A 16,490-nucleotide genomic window follows, 5' to 3' on the forward strand; every position below is an offset into this window, starting at 1 on the left:
TTTTATATTTATATACTAACCAATTCAAAAATATTATGGCCAGTTTATTCACTAAAATAGTAAGGGGAGAAGTGCCTGCTTTCAAAATCGCAGAAGATAGTCAGTTTTTAGCTTTTCTAGATGTTAATCCAAATGCAAAGGGACATACTTTATGTATTCCGAAGAAAGAAGTGAATAAGATCTTTGATTTGGAAGAAGAGATGTACCAGGAATTAATGCGTTTTTCCCGCAAAGTAGCCATCGCTTTAGAGAAAACGGTAGAGTGCAAGCGCGTGGGAATGGCCGTTGTTGGGCTTGAAGTTCCGCATGTTCACGTACATCTTATCCCGTTAAATTCTATGAGCGATATGGATTTTTCTAAAAGCGTAAAAATGGAAGAAGAGGAATTTAAAAAACTGGCAGAATCTATTCACGTTAATCTTTAATGGAAAGCGAAACGTATAATTTAAAACTCGAGCTTAGAATAGATTGGAACGATTTAGATATGTATAAGCACGTAAATAATATCTCGTTTATGCGCTATATGCAGTCGGGTCGAGTAAATTTTTGGGAAGCTTCAGGTATTTACGAGATGTATGAGAATACCAATATGGGAACTATGTTGGTTTCTACACATTGCGATTTTAAAAAGTCGCTGTATTACCCCGGGAAAGCTATAGTAAAAACCAGGATAGATTTTATAAAAAATTCCAGTTTCGGTTTAAAACATCTTATTCTAAATGACATTAATGAAGTTTGCGCTGAAGGTAAAGATGTAGTGGTTTGCTATGATTTTGAAAAAGATAATACCTTCCGAATTCCTGAAGATTTAAGAACACAACTTTCTAAATTCTAAACTTTTCTGAGGGAAATTTTAAAAGTTGTGCCTTTGTTTATTTCGCTTTCTTCTACTTTTATTCTCCCGTGGTGATAGCCTTCAATAATTCGTTTTGCTAAAGATAAGCCAAGGCCCCAGCCTCTTTTTTTTGTGGTATGCCCGGGTTCAAAAACGAGTTTAAATTTATTTTTATCAAGCCCTTTTCCCGTATCTTTTATAAAGATATGCGCCCATTTCTGTTCCTCTTTAATTTGAATATGCAATTTCCCTTTTCCGCGCATTGCATCTATGGCATTTTTAACCAGGTTTTCTATGGTCCAGCTGTAAAGTTGGGAATTTAACATTACCGGGATATATCCTTTAGGGACGTCAATGGAGAATTCAATAAGCCGTGAGCTTCTTGTTTTTAAATAATCGAAGCTGTTTTGAGTTGCTTCAATTATATTTGTTTTTTCCAGAATTGGAGACGAACCTATTTTAGAAAAACGTTCAGTGATGGTTTCAAGACGGTCAATGTCTTTTTCCATTTCAATAATGTAGGATTCTTTTACATTTTCCTGTTTCAGGATTTCGGTCCAGCCAATAAGCGAAGATAAGGGAGTGCCAATTTGATGTGCAGTTTCTTTCGCCATCCCGGCCCAGAGCTTATTCTGTTCGCTGTTTTTCGTTGTGGTATAGAAAAAATAAACTACCCCAATAAAAAGAAAACCTATAAGAACCAGCCCAACAGGATAATACTTAAGACTGTTTAAAACCGGGGAATTGCCGTAGTAAATATACTGTTGCTCTCCATTTCCCAGGTTTATAATAATAGGAGCATTTTCTTCCTTTAAATTTTCAAGAAGTCGTTGCGCTTGTTTCTCATTTTCTAATTTATCGGGATCAATATTAGTAGTGTAGGCAATATCTCCATCGGTATCGGTATGGATTATGGGAATTGTGGTATTGTTATTTAAAATTTCAAGAATAAGATCAAGATCGGCATCGGCCGGTGGCGGGTCCCGGTCTAAAGCTTCCTGCGCTTTCGCCCAAATATTCATTTTAGCTCGTTCATCTTGTTTTAAACGCTGAAAAAAGATGGTAGTATTCCATAAAACCAGGCCTACTACTATAAAACACGAGATAATAATAAACCAGCGATTAAAAGTGCGTTCGTCTGTGAAGTTCATACAGGCTTCTGAGCTTTAAAGGATTTAAAGATAAGCGTTTTTAAACGAATTTTATTGCGTGTCCCGGCTTTTCATTCCCTATTGGTTTCGTTACCTTTGCCAAAAAACAAGTATGCTTACAATAGATCCTAAAGAGGTGAGCACAGGCAAGCTTCATCGCTATTTGCTTGGTGCTATTGGTCCCAGGCCTATCGCTTTTGCCAGTACAATAGATACTAAAGGCCGATCAAATTTATCGCCTTTCAGCTTTTTTAATGTTTTTGGATCTAATCCTCCTACCTTAATTTTCTCCCCGGCGAGAAGAGGCAGGGATAATACGGTAAAGCATACCTACACCAATGTTAAGAATATTGATGAGGTGGTTATCAATATTGTAAACTACGATATTGTTCAGCAAATGTCACTTTCCAGTACCGAATATGCCGAAGGTGTAAATGAGTTTGAAAAAGCAGGCTTTACAATGCTAAAATCTGATCTTGTAAAACCATTTCGGGTAGCGGAATCTCCGGTACAATTTGAATGTAAAGTGAAGCAGGTTATTGAAACCGGCCAGGAAGGCGGTGCCGGGAATCTTGTGATTTGCGAAGTCCTTAAAATGCATATTAATGAAAGCATTTTAGATGATGACGGATTTATAGATCAACATAAAATAGACCAGGTGGCCAGAATGGGCGGTAATTGGTATACCCGTGCCAATATGGGAATGTTCGAGGTGCCAAAGCCGCTTTCAAGCTTAGGAATTGGTATAGATGCCATTCCTGAAGAAATTAGGAAAAGTAAAACTTTAACCGGTAATGATCTTGGTAAATTGGGGAATGTTGAAGCGCTGCCAAAAGATGAAGAAGTTGCAGGTTTTATAGCTAAAAATAAAGATTTAGCTGAATTAGTAAAACTAAATAACAAAACAGATATTCATACCCGGGCACAATTGTTTTTAGAGAAGAACAATACCGATGCTGCCTGGAAATTATTATTAGCAAAAACAGATTAAAATGGAAGTACAAGGCAAGATTAAGTTAATTGGTGAAACCAAGACCTTTGGAAATAATGGGTTTAGAAAGAGAGAAGTAGTGGTGACTACAGAGGAGCAATATCCACAACATATTATGATAGAATTTGTTCAGGATAAAACAGATTTGCTTAATAACTTTCAGGTAGGCCAACCGGTAAAAATTGGAATTAACCTTAGAGGTAGAGAATGGGTAAGTCCGCAGGGAGAAACCAAATATTTTAACTCTATCCAGGGTTGGAGAATAGAAAATCTACAGGCAGACCAGCCGGCAGGTGGGCAAAATGTTCCGCCACCAGATAATTTTGAACCTGCCAACAACTTAAACGAAGAAGATTACGACGATCTTCCTTTCTAAAAAATTCTTTTGCGGGATTTAGAAATAATTTCGTTTCATATTATAAAAAGCTTAGCATCCTATTAAGAGGGCTAAGCTTTTTCTTTTTGTACTTTTCTTATTCATCTAAAATCCCTGATAATTGCATTATTTACAACATAACGAAAAATTTCCTCCTATTTCTGAAGCCGATGAACAGGGACTATTGGCTATTGGGGGAGATTTGAGTATTCCACGTTTAATTTATGCATATAACCACGGAATTTTTCCCTGGTATGACGATTCACAACCTCTACTTTGGTGGAGTCCCGACCCCAGGATGGTGCTTTTTCCCGAGAAATTAAGAGTTTCTAAGAGTATGAAGAAACTATTTAAAAAAGAAGCTTTTAAAGTAACTTTTGACCGAGATTTTGAACGAGTTATAGAAGCTTGCGCAGAGATCAGGAGGGAAGGCCAACATGGAACCTGGATAACTCCCGAGATAATTAAAAGTTATAGAGAATTACATGAATTTAATCTTGCCCGCTCTGTAGAGGTTTGGCAGGGTGATGAATTGGTGGGCGGACTTTACGGAATTTATCTTAAAGAACAACAGGTGTTTTGCGGTGAAAGTATGTTTGCCAGGGTTAGTAATGCTTCTAAATACGGTTTTATAACCCTGGTTAATCAGTTAAAAGATGAAGGTGTTAAACTCATAGATTGTCAGGTTTACACCAAACACTTAGAAAGCCTTGGCGCTGAAGAAATCCCGAGAAAGAGATTTCTTAAATATTTAGAAATTCCTCTTGAAGATTAATCTCAAGAGAGTTTTTTAACTTCTTTATACCTAAAACAAGTTACTTCGTGATCATTTACCATACCGGTAGCCTGCATATGAGCATACATTACGGTAGAACCTACAAACTTAAATCCCTTTTTCTTTAAATCTTTGCTTAATTTATCACTAATAGCGGTAGTTGCAGGAGCTTTTTTGTAATCTTCTATTGCGTTCTGAATTGGTTCACCCTCTACAAAACTCCAGATATACTTGCTGAAACTCCCATATTCTTCCTGAATTTTTATAAAATTTTGAGCGTTGGTTACTGTAGCTCTCACTTTTAATTTATTCCTGATAATCCCCGGATTTTCCAATAATTCCTGAATTTTTTTTTCAGAATATTTAGCGATTTTTTTGTAGTCAAAATCATCAAAAGCTTTTCTGAAATTTTCTCGTTTTCGCAACACGGTAATCCAGCTTAAACCGGCTTGAAATGTTTCCAGGATTAGAAATTCAAAGATGGTTTCATCATCATAAACAGGAACGCCCCATTCATTATCGTGGTATGCTTCGTAAAGTGCATCGCCTTCACACCAGCCACAGCGTTGTAATTTCGTCATTTTAATTAAGGTTTAAAATTGTAGGTAATAGTGCCGGGTTGTTCGTTTCTTCCCACCAATTGGGAGAATACGGCATTGGCGGCATATTCTAATGCGTTTTCTATCAGGCATTCGTTATCTGAAGTTGAACTTGCTTTATTAATTCCGGTATCAATTACACGACCTTCAGCGTTTACAGTGATATTCACTACAATTTTTCCGGCCCTGTCGCAGGTATAAATGGGATTAGGAATAGAGATTGCATTTCTTCCGCGCAGCGAAAATGAGATGGAACTATTTCTTAAACTTCCCGATTGGGTAGAAATATCTTTGGAAGAAGCATCGCCATCAGATCGTTTTTTTGTTTCAGATTTACTTCCGGTAGCGAAAGTACCCTTAGTAGAACTTTCCGTTTCGTTTTCTGAACTTTTTTCCTGTTGCGCACTATTCTGTTCTAAGATTTCATCTAATTCTCTGTTGAAATTTTCTTCCCGCGCTTCCTGGTTTTCATTAAAAGCTCTATGTGTTTCGGGAGAATTATTAGAATTTTGCGGTTCTGCTTCTTCTTCCGGAATTTCTTCTTCCTCCTCAGTTTGTGTATATTCTTCTAGATCTACCAACATTTCTTGTTGGTACTTTTGTTTTTGGGAAAGGTTAAAATTATAAAGGCCAAGAATTAAAACCGAACAAAAAAGTACGGTTATTATAAGGGCTTTATGTTTATCGAAAAAATCCATGCTATAAAATAAAACGTGTAATGTTCTATTTTATGCTGAAGGTAATAATTTTTCAAAAGATTGAAGGTCTAAAGCTTCTTCTATAGTGAATTCTCCTACACGCGTTCGTTTAAGAGAAGAGAGGTAGGCACCAGAACCAAGCGCAATTCCAAAATCGTTAGCCATACTTCTTATATAGGTGCCTTTACTGCAAACTATTCTAAAATCTACTTCGGGAAACCGTGGGGCATCTACTTCAAATTTGTGGATGGTAACCGGCCTGCTCTCTAATTTCACGTCTTCTCCTTTCCTGGCGTATTCATAAAGGCGTTTCCCATCTTTTTTTAAAGCAGAAAATACCGGCGGGGTTTGTTCAATTTCTCCTGTAAGCTGAAGCGCGGCGCCATCTAAATCTTCATCAGCAATATGTGCAGTGTCGTAGGTTTTATCTACTTCAGTTTCCATATCGTAAGAAGGGGTTGTGGCACCCAGGGTAAAAGTTCCAGTATATTCTTTTTCGGTTCCTTGCAGCTCGGGAATCTTTTTGGTGAATTTCCCAGTGCATATTACCAAAACTCCGGTAGCCAAGGGGTCTAAAGTACCGGCGTGGCCTACTTTTATCTTTTTTATTCCGCAGCTTTTTCTAATTAACCAACGCACCTTGTTAACCAACTGAAATGATGTCCACTCCAATGGCTTATCAAAAACCAGGATCTGGCCGGTTTTAAAATCTTCCGGAGTGAATTTTTCAATTTCTGTGGTCATAAAGGTTTATTTGGTTTCTCCTTAGAAAAGTAATTCCAAGAAAAATTTATTTAATTATAATAAGCAACCGCTATAGAAACAATTCCTGCGATAAAACAGTATATGGCAAAATAAGAGAGCTTACTCTTCTTTACAATACTAATCATCCAGGTACAAGCTGCGAGCCCGGCAAGAAAAGAGGCAATAAAACCAATGGCTAAAATAGAGAAAGATGTTGTGCTTTCCATTAAGTTGCCATCTAAAAGATCTTTGGCTATTTTTCCTAAAATTAAAGGAACAACCATTAAAAATGAAAATCTTGCCGCTTTGGTTTTATCGTTTCCCAATAATACCGAAGTAGAGATTGTAGCGCCACTACGGGAAATTCCGGGTAAAATTGCGATTGCCTGGGCTACTCCAATAACAAAAGCATTGCTGTAACTTACAGGTTTATCGGTATTTTTGGCTTTATCGGCCAACCACAATAGTAAGGCAGTAACAATAAGCATAAAGCCTACAAAAATAATATTGCCGCCAAACAGACTTTCTAATTGCTCTTCGAAGAAAACCCCAATAATCGCAGCAGGAATCATGGAAAGAATAATCTTGAATGAAAATTTAAATTCATCGTTCCATTTAAATTGAAACAGGCCTTTAAAAATTTCTGCTACATCTTTTCTAAAAACCACAATGGTACTCAATGCCGTTGCAGCGTGGAGAATAACTGTAAAAAGTAGGGATTCACTGGGTATGCTATTATCGCCCAGCAGGGCTTTGCCAAGTTCCAGGTGGCCACTGGAAGAAACAGGTAAAAATTCGGTTAACCCCTGGATTATCCCCAGAATGGCAGCATCTAATTCGTTCAATGTAGGTTACTTTTTGGGATTTAATAAAATGGCATAAACTTCTATTGCGAAACCAAGAAGTACTAAAGTTGGAGCAAGACGAATACGCTGAAAATTATAAATATCTGGATTAAAAGAATTGGGATCCTCACTGCCACCACCGGCCATTAGAATAAAACCTAAAGCTATTACCGCCAGCCCTATAAACATAAACTGGTAATTCTTCTTTTCAAAAATGAAGTATTTTTTATGATCTGTGGGTTGCTGTTTTTTACTCATAGTAAGCGATAAGGTATAAAGCGTGTATTTTTAATTCCAGGGTTAAAGCTTCAAAATTAACTAATTTATGTTGAAACAGTAGTATTGAAATAATTAAAAATAAAATAATAAAAAAGCCATACGGTAGGGCGTATGGCTTTAGTCTTAAAGGGCTTAAAATTTTAAGCAGCGTGGTAAATGTTGTAGTGGTTCAGGATTTCCTGATAGAAATCCATGCTTTTTTCGTCTTTTTTTAGACAGGATTTTAGAAAACGTTCTAAGTCCTGGCATTCAAAAGTAATTCCTGTGTACTTACGTTTTCCAACCGGTATTTTTAAATCTACCGTTTGTTCCTTGTAATTAATTTTTACATTTTTTGCATCAAAATATTTTTTGATAATAGCACGATGCATAAGATTATAATTTGAATTCTCTTCAGAATCAAAATTATAAATACTGTAAGAAATCAGGTTTTTTACCTCATCTAATGTGGTATTTGGGTTAGTATTATTATTCATAGGTGTTGGTATTAGGTGTTAGCGTTCGCTAAATTACACCATGATTTCCTTTTCTCTGTTAAAAAAGTTCTAATAATCCTATGATTAGCAAATATTTAACGACTAAATAAACTTTTTGTATTTTTTTTAAACTTAGAAGCCATTTATGTGAGAGAAAAGTACTACAGTAAGTTTAAGGGGTTTCCCTTATAGCGATGAAACGAAGTTTTTTGTATCTAATTAATCGCTATTTCTAGTGGCGGGTGAAGATATCGGTATTTATTATCTAAACAGGACGCATTTACATATTTTGTTCCTCCTACAGTAGTAATTCCATAAGAATCGTGCACGTGGCCAAAAATATGAAACTTAATTTTTCGATTTTCTATGGTTTTAAATAGCGAAGCGCAACCAATAGACCTTCCATTATTTAAAACGTCTTTAATTTTATATGGTGGGGTGTGAGATATTAATACGTTAGTATCTGCAGGAATTTTTTCCCAGTGAGCATCTATTTCCTGGGATTGTGGTTGGTTAAAAGCCCAGGTGCCATCACCGGGGGTTACCGGGGAGCCCCAAAATTTAATACTGTTAATTGTAATTTCACTTTCCTTTAAATAATGAACGTTTTCAGGGATAATTTCCTGAATTTCTTCTTTGCTGGATTTTTCGAAAAAGAAATCGTGATTGCCGGCAATAAAAATTTTGTGTTCATGTGGCTGTGAAGAAAACCATTTTAGAAAATCTACCACTTCCCTTTTAGTCCCTCCTTCGGTAATATCTCCCGCGTGAATTAAAATATCTCCCCCGGGAATAGGAATTTGTTCGTGCTTATTATGAGTGTCTGAAATGCAAATTAACTTCATACGTAAGGGCAAAATATAAAAAAATCCGAAAGAATGAATCTTCCGGATTTTACTCTTTTAAAACTTTGACTCTTAATTTTCTTCAGATTCTTCTTCCGAAGAAATATAGTCTTTATCTATAGGTAGTAATTTATTAGTTATTTTAGTTACAGAAAATGCCACAATTACTGCAGTAACTGCAAAAAATAGAAACTTAATAAGAAGGCTGTCGCTTAGCGCAAAACTATACACCGCAAGAAAAATTTCTACGGCAATAAATACTATTTTTATACTAAGCTTAAAAATCATAATTTCTATTAGGTTACGGGGCAAATATACAATCAAAAACCATTGAAAATTTGATACTTATAGGCTTTTGCTAAAATTTAACGCAAAGAAAACTTTGGGGTTAAATTTTTAAGTTAAAAACTCTTAAACAGTGAGGCTAAGTGTTTTGAAATTGTAAATTTCGGTCATAAAAAATGCGAGTTTGAAGAAAAAATCTAAATTATTCCTGAGTTTTATTGTTATTCTTATTGTTTTGGCTATTGCTATAATTGGAGGCAATATTTTTATTGAAAATAAAATGGAAACCGCCCTGGAAGAAAATCTTAAAAAGGCCGAATTTAAATATGAAGATCTTAATGCAAGCCTCCTTGGCAGAAGTGCATCAATAAGTAATCCCGTTTATAATAAGAACGGAATGCAAATTAATGCAGAAGAAATTAAGATAGACGGGATTGATATTTTGGAATATATAAACAATAAAAATATTGAAATAAATACCTTAAAATTTACTAAACCTGAAGTGACAATATATACTGAAGCTGAAAAAGAAAAAGACACTTCAGAAAAAGGAAATTCGGCTGAAATAGACCTTTTAATCAAATCGGTTGAGGTGGTTGATGGCAATTTTAAAATGGCTAAAAACGATTCGGTTAAAAAGCAACTTTTTGCAAATATCCCTTCCCTAAATTTAAAACAAGTAAGTGTAAATCGGGAATCTTTAAAAAGTGCACTACCTTTTAATTACGAGGATCTCGAAATGATTTCAGATAGTTTATTTTTCAATCTCAACGATTTGCATGATATGTATGTTGAAAAGATGGAAATGAATGAAAACTCTCTTATTTTCAGCAATATTGAAATGAAACCTTTATATGATAAGCAGGAATTTCAGAAACATATTCCTTATGAAAAAGACAGGTTTAATTTGATCCTGGGAGAATTAACTTTAGAATCTTTTAACTGGAGTTTTAAGAACGATTCCCTTAGCCTGGAAAGTAGTACTACTACAATAACAAATGGCGATATTAAGATATACCGGGATAAGCAAGTGAAAGACGATCCCCGGCAAAAGCCTATGTATAGTAAAATGATTAGAGAACTGCCTTTTAAGCTAAAACTAGATACGCTTAAGGTTAATAACCTGGCAATACAGTACCAGGAGTTGGTGAATCCAAAGAGAGGGCCCGGGAAAGTAACCTTTAAAAATCTTAATGCCAGTATTTATAATATTAGTAATGTAAATATGGATGCTGAAGATTTCCCCAGAACAGATATTGATGTGCAAACTCAGTTTCAGGGGGAGGCCAAATTAAATGTAAACTGGAATTTTGATATCTCAAATAGAGCTGATGTATTCTCAATTTCCGGGCAAATGGATAGGATTTCCAGCGAAGGGATTAACCAGTTTATGGAGCCGGCCTTAAACGTGAAAGCTGAAGGTGGAATTAGAGATATACAATTTAATTTTACGGGGAACAATCAGAATTCTACCGGAGATATGAAACTGGTGTACAGAGATTTTAAAGTAGAAGTGCTGCAAAATGACGGGGAAGAAGAGAATAAGTTTCTTTCGGCATTAGCCAATCTAATTGTAAATAACGATGCCACTTCAGAAGAAAAAGAGCAGGAAGGCATAAAAACCCAACGAACCCAAAATAAATCTTTCTGGAATTACCTCTGGAAAAATGTTAGAAACGGTGCTTTAAAATCCTTTCTTTAAATTTTAAAGGTAACAACCGGCATGTTGGCGTGATTTACTAAATCTTCACTAATGCTACCGTTAAAAAAATGAGCCAGACCTTTGCGTCCATGGGTGCTAATGCCAATTAAAGCTTTTTTCTGTTTCATAGCGAAATTTAAAATTCCCTTTTCTACACTCACATCATTGTAAATATGCATTTTGTAATCGTGTATATTAAAACCTGAGACAAAATTTTCTATACGCTCCCGTACTTCGGTGCTGGTAATAAAGTTATTAGGGGTGTTTATAAAAAGTAAATGGAATTTTGCTTCTATTAATTGCGCAAAGTTGTAAGCTTTCTCTAGCGTATGTTTGTTGCTGCCATCGGCATCTGTGGCAAAAATAAAATTTTCAACTTCAAAATTCCCGTGTTCATTTTTAATTACAAGTACCGGTATATTGGAAGAACGCACCACTTTTTCGGTATTACTACCAATAAACATTTCTTTAAAACCGCTTGCGCCGTGAGAACCCATAATAATTATATCACAATCATAATCCTCGCTAACTTCCATAATTCCGTCAAAAGCCTGGTGAAACATTACGGTTTCGTGAACTTTAATATCTTTTAAAAAAGGTCTTTGCATAAGTTTTGCAAACCGCTGGTGAGCCAGTTTCATAAAGAAAATAGATTCCGGTAAATTTTGGCTATTGCCGCCGGCCACAGGATCTATAAGCTGCATGGGGAGCTCTAACATATGTAGAAGATAGATCTCACTATTATGTTTTTTGGCTAATTGCGCCGCAATTTTTAGTGCGTGTTCGGCGGTATCAGAAAAGTCGGTAGGAACGAGTATCTTTTTCATTAATTCCTCTAAAAGATTAATAATGATTGCTTTATTAAAGTTAAGAATAAAATTTCATTTAAAGTCTGGTTTTCTTTCTCTGAAATTATTATTATATTTGCAGCGTTGAAACTAAAAAAGTACAGCGAGGGGACATAAAGTCCCCTCTTTTTATAAGCTATGTTGCAGGATAAAGTAGAAAATTTGTTGAAGGAAGCTTTCCAGGAAAATAATTCACTATTTTTAATAGACCTAAACATTACCAACGACAACAAGATATCTGTTGTGATAGATGGTGATAATGGGGTTTCTGTTAACGATTGTATTGCGGTAAGTCGCAAGATTGAACACAATCTAGACAGGGAAGAAGAAGATTTTTCTTTGGAAGTTAGTTCGGCTGGAGTTTCTGAGCCTTTACACCTGGAACGGCAATACAGGAAAAACCTGGGTAGAAAACTACAGGTGACTACCAATAACGAAAAAATTGAAGCAACTTTAACCCATGTAGATCAGGACGGGATTAAGCTTAACTGGAAAGCCAGGGAGCCAAAACCGGTAGGAAAAGGAAAGCATACCGTAGAAAAAGAAGCGGTATTGCCATATTCTGAGATTACAGACGCTAAAGTTATGATAACATTTTAACCTCAAATTGATATGGAAAATATCGCCTTGATTGAGTCATTTTCAGAGTTTAAAGATGACAAATTGATAGATCGTGTAACGCTTATGGCCATCCTTGAAGATGTGTTTAGAAGTGCGTTAAAGAAGAAATATGGTGAAGACGATAATTTTGATATTATTGTAAACCCAGATAAAGGGGATTTAGAGATTTGGAGAAACCGGGTTGTAGTGGCCGATGGTGAGGTAGAAGATCCTAACCAGGAAATTTCCCTTACTGAAGCCAGGAAAATTGAGCCCGATTTTGAAGTGGGTGAAGATGTATCAGAAGAAGTAAAACTTGTAGATTTGGGGCGCCGTGCAATTTTAGCTTTAAGACAAAATCTTATTTCAAAAATTCACGAACACGATAACACCAATATTTTCAAGCACTTTAAAGAGCTTGAAGGCGAAATTTACACCGCAGAAGTTCATCATATTAGGCATAGAGCCATTATTTTGTTAGACGACGAAGGAAATGAGATCGTATTACCAAAAGATCGCCAGATTCCTTCAGATTTTTTCAGAAAAGGAGATAACGTAAAAGGAATTATAGAAAGTGTAGAGCTTAAAGGCAATAAGCCCACAATTATACTTTCACGTACGGCTCCGGTATTCCTTGAAAAACTATTTGAACAGGAGATTCCTGAAGTTTTTGATGGATTAATTACCATTCAAAATGTGGTTCGTGTTCCTGGTGAAAAGGCTAAAGTAGCGGTAGATACTTATGATGATAGAATTGATCCTGTTGGTGCCTGTGTAGGTATGAAAGGTTCCAGAATTCATAGTATTGTACGCGAATTGGGGAATGAGAATATAGATGTGATCAATTTCACCAATAACGACCAGTTATATATTACCAGGGCCCTGAGTCCTGCAAAAATTACATCTATTAAATTAGATGAAGAAAATAAAACGGCCGAGGTTATGCTGAAGCCGGAAGAAGTTTCTAAAGCCATTGGCCGTGGAGGTCATAATATTAGGCTTGCCGGGCAGTTAACCGGTTACGAAATAGACGTTTTCAGAGAAGGAGTTGAAGAAGATGTAGAATTGAAGGAATTCTCTGATGAAATTGAAGATTGGGTAATTAAGGAATTTTCAAGAGTTGGGCTGGACACTGCAAAAAGTGTTTTGGAACAGGAATTGGAAGACCTTATTAGACTTACCGATTTAGAAGAAGAAACCATTCGCGAAGTAGTGAAGGTTTTAAGAGAAGAATTTGAAGAGTAGTAAAAAACTCATTGAATATATAATAATTAAAAGAGGTTAATTTAGAGGGCAATTTATGGCTGAAGCAAAAACAATGCGACTAAACAAAGTATTACGTGAATTCAATATTTCGTTAGACCGGGCTGTAGAATTTTTAAATTCTAAGGGTCACGATATTGAGGCGCGTCCTACTACCAAAATCTCATCCGAAGTTTATCAGGTGCTTTCTGATGAATTTGAGACCGATAAGTCTAAGAAAGTCGAGTCTAAAGAAGTTGGTGAGGAAAAAAGAAAGGAGAAGGAAGAATTGCGTTTAGCAAGAGAAAGAGAGCTCGAAGAAAAGCGCAAAGCCGAGGAGAAGAAAGAGGACGAGAAGCGCAAAGAAGAGGCAGTTACTGCCAGAGCTAAATTAGCCGGTCCTAAAAAAGTAGGTAAAATAGACCTGGATAAAAAACCAGAGAAAAAAGCCGAAAAAGAAGAGGAGAAACCAGCGCCAGCCGAATCTAAGCAGCCAGAGGAAGCTAAAAAGCCTGAAGCCGAAATAGAAAAGCCTGAACCTCAAAAACCTATAGAAGAAGCACCTTCTAAAGAGGAGAAAAAGCCCGAAGAAGTTTCTAAAAAAGAGGAAACTCATTCAGAAAAAGAAGAAGAGCCTAAAGAGGCTGAGTCAATGACTCATAAAACTAATTATACCAAACTTAACGGCCCTAACTTTACCGGAAAGAAAATTGACCTTTCTCAATTTAAAAAACCGGAAAAGAAGAAAGACGAAAAGAAAGCTGCCGAGGAGAAGAAGGAGAAAGAAAAGCGTAAAAAGCGTCGTCGTAGAATTAGTAAAGATGTGAAGCCTGGAGCTTCAAATCAGGGTGGTGGTAAGAAAGGAGCCCCTAGAAAAAGAGCTAAACCTATTACTAAAGAAGAGCCTAGCGAAGAAGAAGTTCAAAAGCAGGTTAGAGAAACCCTTGAAAAACTTCAGGGTAAATCTGGTAAAGGTAAAGGAGCTAAATATAGAAGAGATAAAAGAGATCAACACCGTCAACGTTCAGAAGACGATCTTGCACAGCAGGAAACAGATAGTAAAATCCTTAAGGTTACAGAGTTTGTAACCGTAAGTGAAGTTGCTACGATGATGGATGTGCCGGTAACGAAAGTAATTTCGGCCTGTATGTCTCTTGGAATGATGGTAACGATGAATCAGCGTTTAGATGCTGAAACACTTTCTATTGTTGCAGATGAATTTGGGTACGAAGTAGACTTTGTAACTGCAGATATTGAGGAAACAGTAGAAGAAGTTCCTGAAAATCCTGAAGATCTTGAAGAAAGAGCGCCAATTGTAACTGTAATGGGTCACGTAGACCACGGTAAAACTTCTTTGCTGGATTATATTCGTAAAGAAAATGTTATTGCCGGGGAAAGCGGGGGTATTACACAGCATATTGGAGCCTACGGTGTAGAGCTTAAAAACGGTCAAAAAATGACCTTCCTGGATACTCCTGGTCACGAAGCCTTTACGGCGATGCGTGCCCGTGGTGCACAGATAACAGATATCGCGATTATTGTAATCGCTGCAGATGATGATGTAATGCCGCAAACCAAAGAGGCTATTTCTCACGCCCAGGCTGCCGGTGTTCCTATCGTCTTTGCTATCAATAAATCTGATTTGCCAACGGCGAATCCAGAGAAAATTAAAGAAAAACTGGCAGGGATGAACTTGCTTGTTGAAGACTGGGGTGGTAAGGTTCAGTCGCACGATATATCAGCTAAAACAGGAATGGGAGTTGAAGAACTTCTTGAGAAAGTTTTGCTGGAATCTGAAATTCTTGAATTAAAAGCTAATCCGTCTAAAACTGCAACAGGTACCGTAGTAGAGGCTTTCCTTGATAAAGGTAGAGGTTATGTAGCTACCATTATTGTGCAGGCGGGAACCTTAAAAATTGGAGACTATGTATTAGCAGGTCGCCATAGCGGTAAGGTGAAAGCGATGCACGATGAACGTGGACACGAGGTTAAAGAAGCAGGACCAGCAACGCCGGTTTCTATTCTTGGACTTGATGGTGCGCCGCAAGCGGGTGATAAGTTTAAAGTGATGACAGATGAGCGTGAAGCTAAAGATATCGCTGCTAAACGAACTCAGTTGCAACGTGAGCAGAGTGTTAGAACTCAGCGTCATATTACCCTTGATGAAATTGGACGTAGAATTGCTTTAGGTGACTTTAAAGAGCTTAATATTATCCTTAAAGGTGATGTGGATGGTTCTGTAGAAGCCTTAACCGATAGCTTCCTTAAATTATCTACTGAAGAAATTCAGGTAAATATTATTCATAAAGGAGTAGGTGCTATTACCGAAAGTGATGTGTTACTTGCCTCGGCGTCAGATGCGGTAATTATTGGATTTAACGTACGTCCTGCTGGAAATGCAAGACAGGTAGCCGATAAAGAAGAAATTGATATCAGAACTTACTCGATTATATACGATGCAATCAACGATCTTAAAGATGCGATGGAAGGAATGCTTTCTCCAGAGCTTAAAGAAGAGATCACTGGTACTGCAGAGATTAGAGAAACCTTTAAGATTTCTAAAGTAGGAACTATTGCAGGTTGTATGGTTACTTCCGGTAAAATCTACAGAAGTTCTGGAATACGTTTAATTCGTGAAGGAGTAGTGGTGTATACCGGCGAACTTGCTTCTTTAAAACGTTTTAAAGACGATGTTAAAGAAGTAGCCAAAGGTTACGATTGTGGTATCCAGGTTAAGAATTACAACGATATTAAAGAAGGGGATGTTATAGAATCATTCCGTGAAGTAGAAGTGAAAAAGAAACTTAAATAATTAAGTTTACTCTTAAATAGAAAAAAGCGGCTATAGGGCCGCTTTTTTGTTTGCCCTGCATGCAAACAATTCCGAGGCTTGAAAGAAAGCCCGCTCACCTGATCGGAGGGAAGAGCAATGTAAAGTCAAGTGCGTCACTGGCAACGGTGGTGTGTGAAGGAAGACCTAGCAAGTTAGTGGAACATAGAGAAATCGAACCGATTCTGGCATATATTGGGGGTAAGGTTGCAAAAAGTGCCGATGCCCAAAATCCGAATAGCAATATATGTTAAAACGGATGGCTTCACTAACAGGAATGTTTGCTTAACGGGGGAAGCCTGATTATTCGCCTTTCCAGGCTAAGCAGAAACAAGTCGAGAGACAAGGATTTGTTATGGAAAATCAGGT

General features: G+C 36.8%; 19 protein-coding genes. 9 read left to right on the forward strand and 10 right to left on the reverse strand.

All coding sequences use genetic code 11. The features are described from left to right. The first annotated feature begins 35 nt into the window (after positions 1-35). Together BM084_RS15255 and BM084_RS15260 are read left to right on the forward strand one after the other, a co-directional pair. The gene (locus tag BM084_RS15255; RefSeq protein ID WP_075325621.1) at positions 36-425 is read left to right on the forward strand and encodes an HIT family protein; all 390 of its coding nucleotides are present in this window, start codon (positions 36-38) and stop codon (positions 423-425) included. Beyond that, entirely contained in the window at positions 425-835 is a 411-nt protein-coding gene (locus BM084_RS15260; RefSeq protein WP_093305848.1) for an acyl-CoA thioesterase, read from the forward strand. Before BM084_RS15255 ends, BM084_RS15260 begins: the two co-directional genes overlap by 1 nt. Here the strand turns inward: BM084_RS15260 and BM084_RS15265 are convergent. Next, complete coding sequence (locus BM084_RS15265) at positions 832-1,986, reverse strand: sensor histidine kinase (protein ID WP_075325623.1); 1,155 nt, start codon at positions 1,984-1,986, stop codon at positions 832-834. The genes BM084_RS15260 and BM084_RS15265 overlap by 4 nt on opposite strands. A 112-nt stretch (positions 1,987-2,098) precedes the next feature. On the opposite strand from BM084_RS15265, the gene BM084_RS15270 reads away from it, so the two are divergent. From BM084_RS15270 to aat, 3 genes are all read left to right on the forward strand, one after another. Continuing rightward, positions 2,099-2,977: a flavin reductase family protein gene (locus BM084_RS15270; protein ID WP_075325624.1), complete on the forward strand. Its 879-nt coding sequence runs from the start codon at positions 2,099-2,101 to the stop codon at positions 2,975-2,977. A 1-nt stretch (position 2,978) separates the two neighbouring features. Beyond that, complete coding sequence (locus BM084_RS15275) at positions 2,979-3,353, forward strand: DUF3127 domain-containing protein (protein ID WP_075325625.1); 375 nt, start codon at positions 2,979-2,981, stop codon at positions 3,351-3,353. A 121-nt stretch (positions 3,354-3,474) separates the two neighbouring features. After that, positions 3,475-4,128 (forward strand): leucyl/phenylalanyl-tRNA--protein transferase, encoded by a 654-nt coding sequence (aat, locus tag BM084_RS15280; RefSeq protein ID WP_093305851.1) that lies wholly within the window; start codon positions 3,475-3,477, stop codon positions 4,126-4,128. A gap of 2 nt (positions 4,129-4,130) precedes the next feature. Here the strand turns inward: aat and BM084_RS15285 are convergent, their stop codons facing one another. From BM084_RS15285 to BM084_RS15320, 8 genes are all read right to left on the reverse strand, one after another. Next, a complete protein-coding gene (locus BM084_RS15285; protein WP_075325627.1) occupies positions 4,131-4,709 on the reverse strand; it encodes a DNA-3-methyladenine glycosylase I in 579 nt (192 codons plus the stop codon). A 5-nt stretch (positions 4,710-4,714) separates the two neighbouring features. After that, on the reverse strand, positions 4,715-5,425 hold the full coding sequence (locus tag BM084_RS15290) for an energy transducer TonB (RefSeq protein WP_075325628.1): 711 nt from the start codon (positions 5,423-5,425) through the stop codon (positions 4,715-4,717). Between the two features lie 30 nt (positions 5,426-5,455). Continuing rightward, positions 5,456-6,169, reverse strand: a complete 714-nt coding sequence (gene truB, locus BM084_RS15295; protein ID WP_075325629.1) for a tRNA pseudouridine(55) synthase TruB — start codon at positions 6,167-6,169, stop codon at positions 5,456-5,458. Between the two features lie 50 nt (positions 6,170-6,219). Continuing rightward, positions 6,220-7,014, reverse strand: a complete 795-nt coding sequence (locus BM084_RS15300; protein WP_075325630.1) for an undecaprenyl-diphosphate phosphatase — start codon at positions 7,012-7,014, stop codon at positions 6,220-6,222. Between the two features lie 6 nt (positions 7,015-7,020). Beyond that, positions 7,021-7,272, reverse strand: a complete 252-nt coding sequence (locus tag BM084_RS15305) for a DUF3098 domain-containing protein (RefSeq protein WP_075325631.1) — start codon at positions 7,270-7,272, stop codon at positions 7,021-7,023. 161 nt (positions 7,273-7,433) lie between these two features. Then, on the reverse strand, positions 7,434-7,769 hold the full coding sequence (locus tag BM084_RS15310) for a hypothetical protein (RefSeq protein WP_075325632.1): 336 nt from the start codon (positions 7,767-7,769) through the stop codon (positions 7,434-7,436). 215 nt (positions 7,770-7,984) lie between these two features. Further along, positions 7,985-8,614: a metallophosphatase domain-containing protein gene (locus BM084_RS15315; RefSeq protein WP_075325633.1), complete on the reverse strand. Its 630-nt coding sequence runs from the start codon at positions 8,612-8,614 to the stop codon at positions 7,985-7,987. 72 nt (positions 8,615-8,686) lie between these two features. Next, the gene (locus BM084_RS15320; RefSeq protein WP_075325634.1) at positions 8,687-8,902 is read right to left on the reverse strand and encodes a hypothetical protein; all 216 of its coding nucleotides are present in this window, start codon (positions 8,900-8,902) and stop codon (positions 8,687-8,689) included. A gap of 181 nt (positions 8,903-9,083) precedes the next feature. Between BM084_RS15320 and BM084_RS15325 the strand changes: the two genes are divergently transcribed. Continuing rightward, positions 9,084-10,601, forward strand: a complete 1,518-nt coding sequence (locus BM084_RS15325) for a hypothetical protein (RefSeq protein ID WP_093305854.1) — start codon at positions 9,084-9,086, stop codon at positions 10,599-10,601. Here BM084_RS15325 and BM084_RS15330 read toward each other — a convergent pair. Beyond that, the gene (locus tag BM084_RS15330) at positions 10,598-11,428 is read right to left on the reverse strand and encodes a universal stress protein (protein ID WP_075325636.1); all 831 of its coding nucleotides are present in this window, start codon (positions 11,426-11,428) and stop codon (positions 10,598-10,600) included. The genes BM084_RS15325 and BM084_RS15330 overlap by 4 nt on opposite strands. 159 nt (positions 11,429-11,587) lie before the next feature. Here BM084_RS15330 and rimP point away from each other — a divergent pair, with 159 nt between their 5' ends. The 3 genes from rimP to infB are packed head-to-tail and all read left to right on the forward strand — an operon-like array spanning position 11,588 to position 16,103. Continuing rightward, positions 11,588-12,049: a ribosome assembly cofactor RimP gene (rimP, locus tag BM084_RS15335; protein ID WP_075325637.1), complete on the forward strand. Its 462-nt coding sequence runs from the start codon at positions 11,588-11,590 to the stop codon at positions 12,047-12,049. A 12-nt stretch (positions 12,050-12,061) separates the two neighbouring features. After that, on the forward strand, positions 12,062-13,294 hold the full coding sequence (gene nusA, locus BM084_RS15340; protein WP_075325638.1) for a transcription termination factor NusA: 1,233 nt from the start codon (positions 12,062-12,064) through the stop codon (positions 13,292-13,294). A 55-nt stretch (positions 13,295-13,349) separates the two neighbouring features. Beyond that, positions 13,350-16,103: a translation initiation factor IF-2 gene (gene infB, locus BM084_RS15345; protein ID WP_075325639.1), complete on the forward strand. Its 2,754-nt coding sequence runs from the start codon at positions 13,350-13,352 to the stop codon at positions 16,101-16,103. The last annotated feature ends 387 nt before the right edge of the window (positions 16,104-16,490 follow it).

It is taken from the genome of Salegentibacter agarivorans, from assembly GCF_900113135.1.
In the GTDB taxonomy this organism is placed as follows: Bacteria; Bacteroidota; Bacteroidia; order Flavobacteriales; family Flavobacteriaceae; genus Salegentibacter; species Salegentibacter agarivorans.

What these genes read in the sequence shown, in the direction of transcription:
- BM084_RS15255 (WP_075325621.1), top strand. Translation starts at nt 36, where the DNA reads ATGGCCAGTTTATTCACTAAAATAGTAAGGGGAGAAGTGCCTGCTTTC.
- BM084_RS15260 (WP_093305848.1), top strand. Translation starts at nt 425, where the DNA reads ATGGAAAGCGAAACGTATAATTTAAAACTCGAGCTTAGAATAGATTGG.
- BM084_RS15265 (WP_075325623.1), bottom strand. Translation starts at nt 1,986, where the DNA reads ATGAACTTCACAGACGAACGCACTTTTAATCGCTGGTTTATTATTATC.
- BM084_RS15270 (WP_075325624.1), top strand. Translation starts at nt 2,099, where the DNA reads ATGCTTACAATAGATCCTAAAGAGGTGAGCACAGGCAAGCTTCATCGC.
- BM084_RS15275 (WP_075325625.1), top strand. Translation starts at nt 2,979, where the DNA reads ATGGAAGTACAAGGCAAGATTAAGTTAATTGGTGAAACCAAGACCTTT.
- BM084_RS15285 (WP_075325627.1), bottom strand. Translation starts at nt 4,709, where the DNA reads ATGACGAAATTACAACGCTGTGGCTGGTGTGAAGGCGATGCACTTTAC.
- BM084_RS15290 (WP_075325628.1), bottom strand. Translation starts at nt 5,425, where the DNA reads ATGGATTTTTTCGATAAACATAAAGCCCTTATAATAACCGTACTTTTT.
- truB (WP_075325629.1), bottom strand. Translation starts at nt 6,169, where the DNA reads ATGACCACAGAAATTGAAAAATTCACTCCGGAAGATTTTAAAACCGGC.
- BM084_RS15305 (WP_075325631.1), bottom strand. Translation starts at nt 7,272, where the DNA reads ATGAGTAAAAAACAGCAACCCACAGATCATAAAAAATACTTCATTTTT.
- BM084_RS15310 (WP_075325632.1), bottom strand. Translation starts at nt 7,769, where the DNA reads ATGAATAATAATACTAACCCAAATACCACATTAGATGAGGTAAAAAAC.
- BM084_RS15315 (WP_075325633.1), bottom strand. Translation starts at nt 8,614, where the DNA reads ATGAAGTTAATTTGCATTTCAGACACTCATAATAAGCACGAACAAATT.
- BM084_RS15320 (WP_075325634.1), bottom strand. Translation starts at nt 8,902, where the DNA reads ATGATTTTTAAGCTTAGTATAAAAATAGTATTTATTGCCGTAGAAATT.
- BM084_RS15330 (WP_075325636.1), bottom strand. Translation starts at nt 11,428, where the DNA reads ATGAAAAAGATACTCGTTCCTACCGACTTTTCTGATACCGCCGAACAC.
- rimP (WP_075325637.1), top strand. Translation starts at nt 11,588, where the DNA reads ATGTTGCAGGATAAAGTAGAAAATTTGTTGAAGGAAGCTTTCCAGGAA.
- nusA (WP_075325638.1), top strand. Translation starts at nt 12,062, where the DNA reads ATGGAAAATATCGCCTTGATTGAGTCATTTTCAGAGTTTAAAGATGAC.
- infB (WP_075325639.1), top strand. Translation starts at nt 13,350, where the DNA reads ATGGCTGAAGCAAAAACAATGCGACTAAACAAAGTATTACGTGAATTC.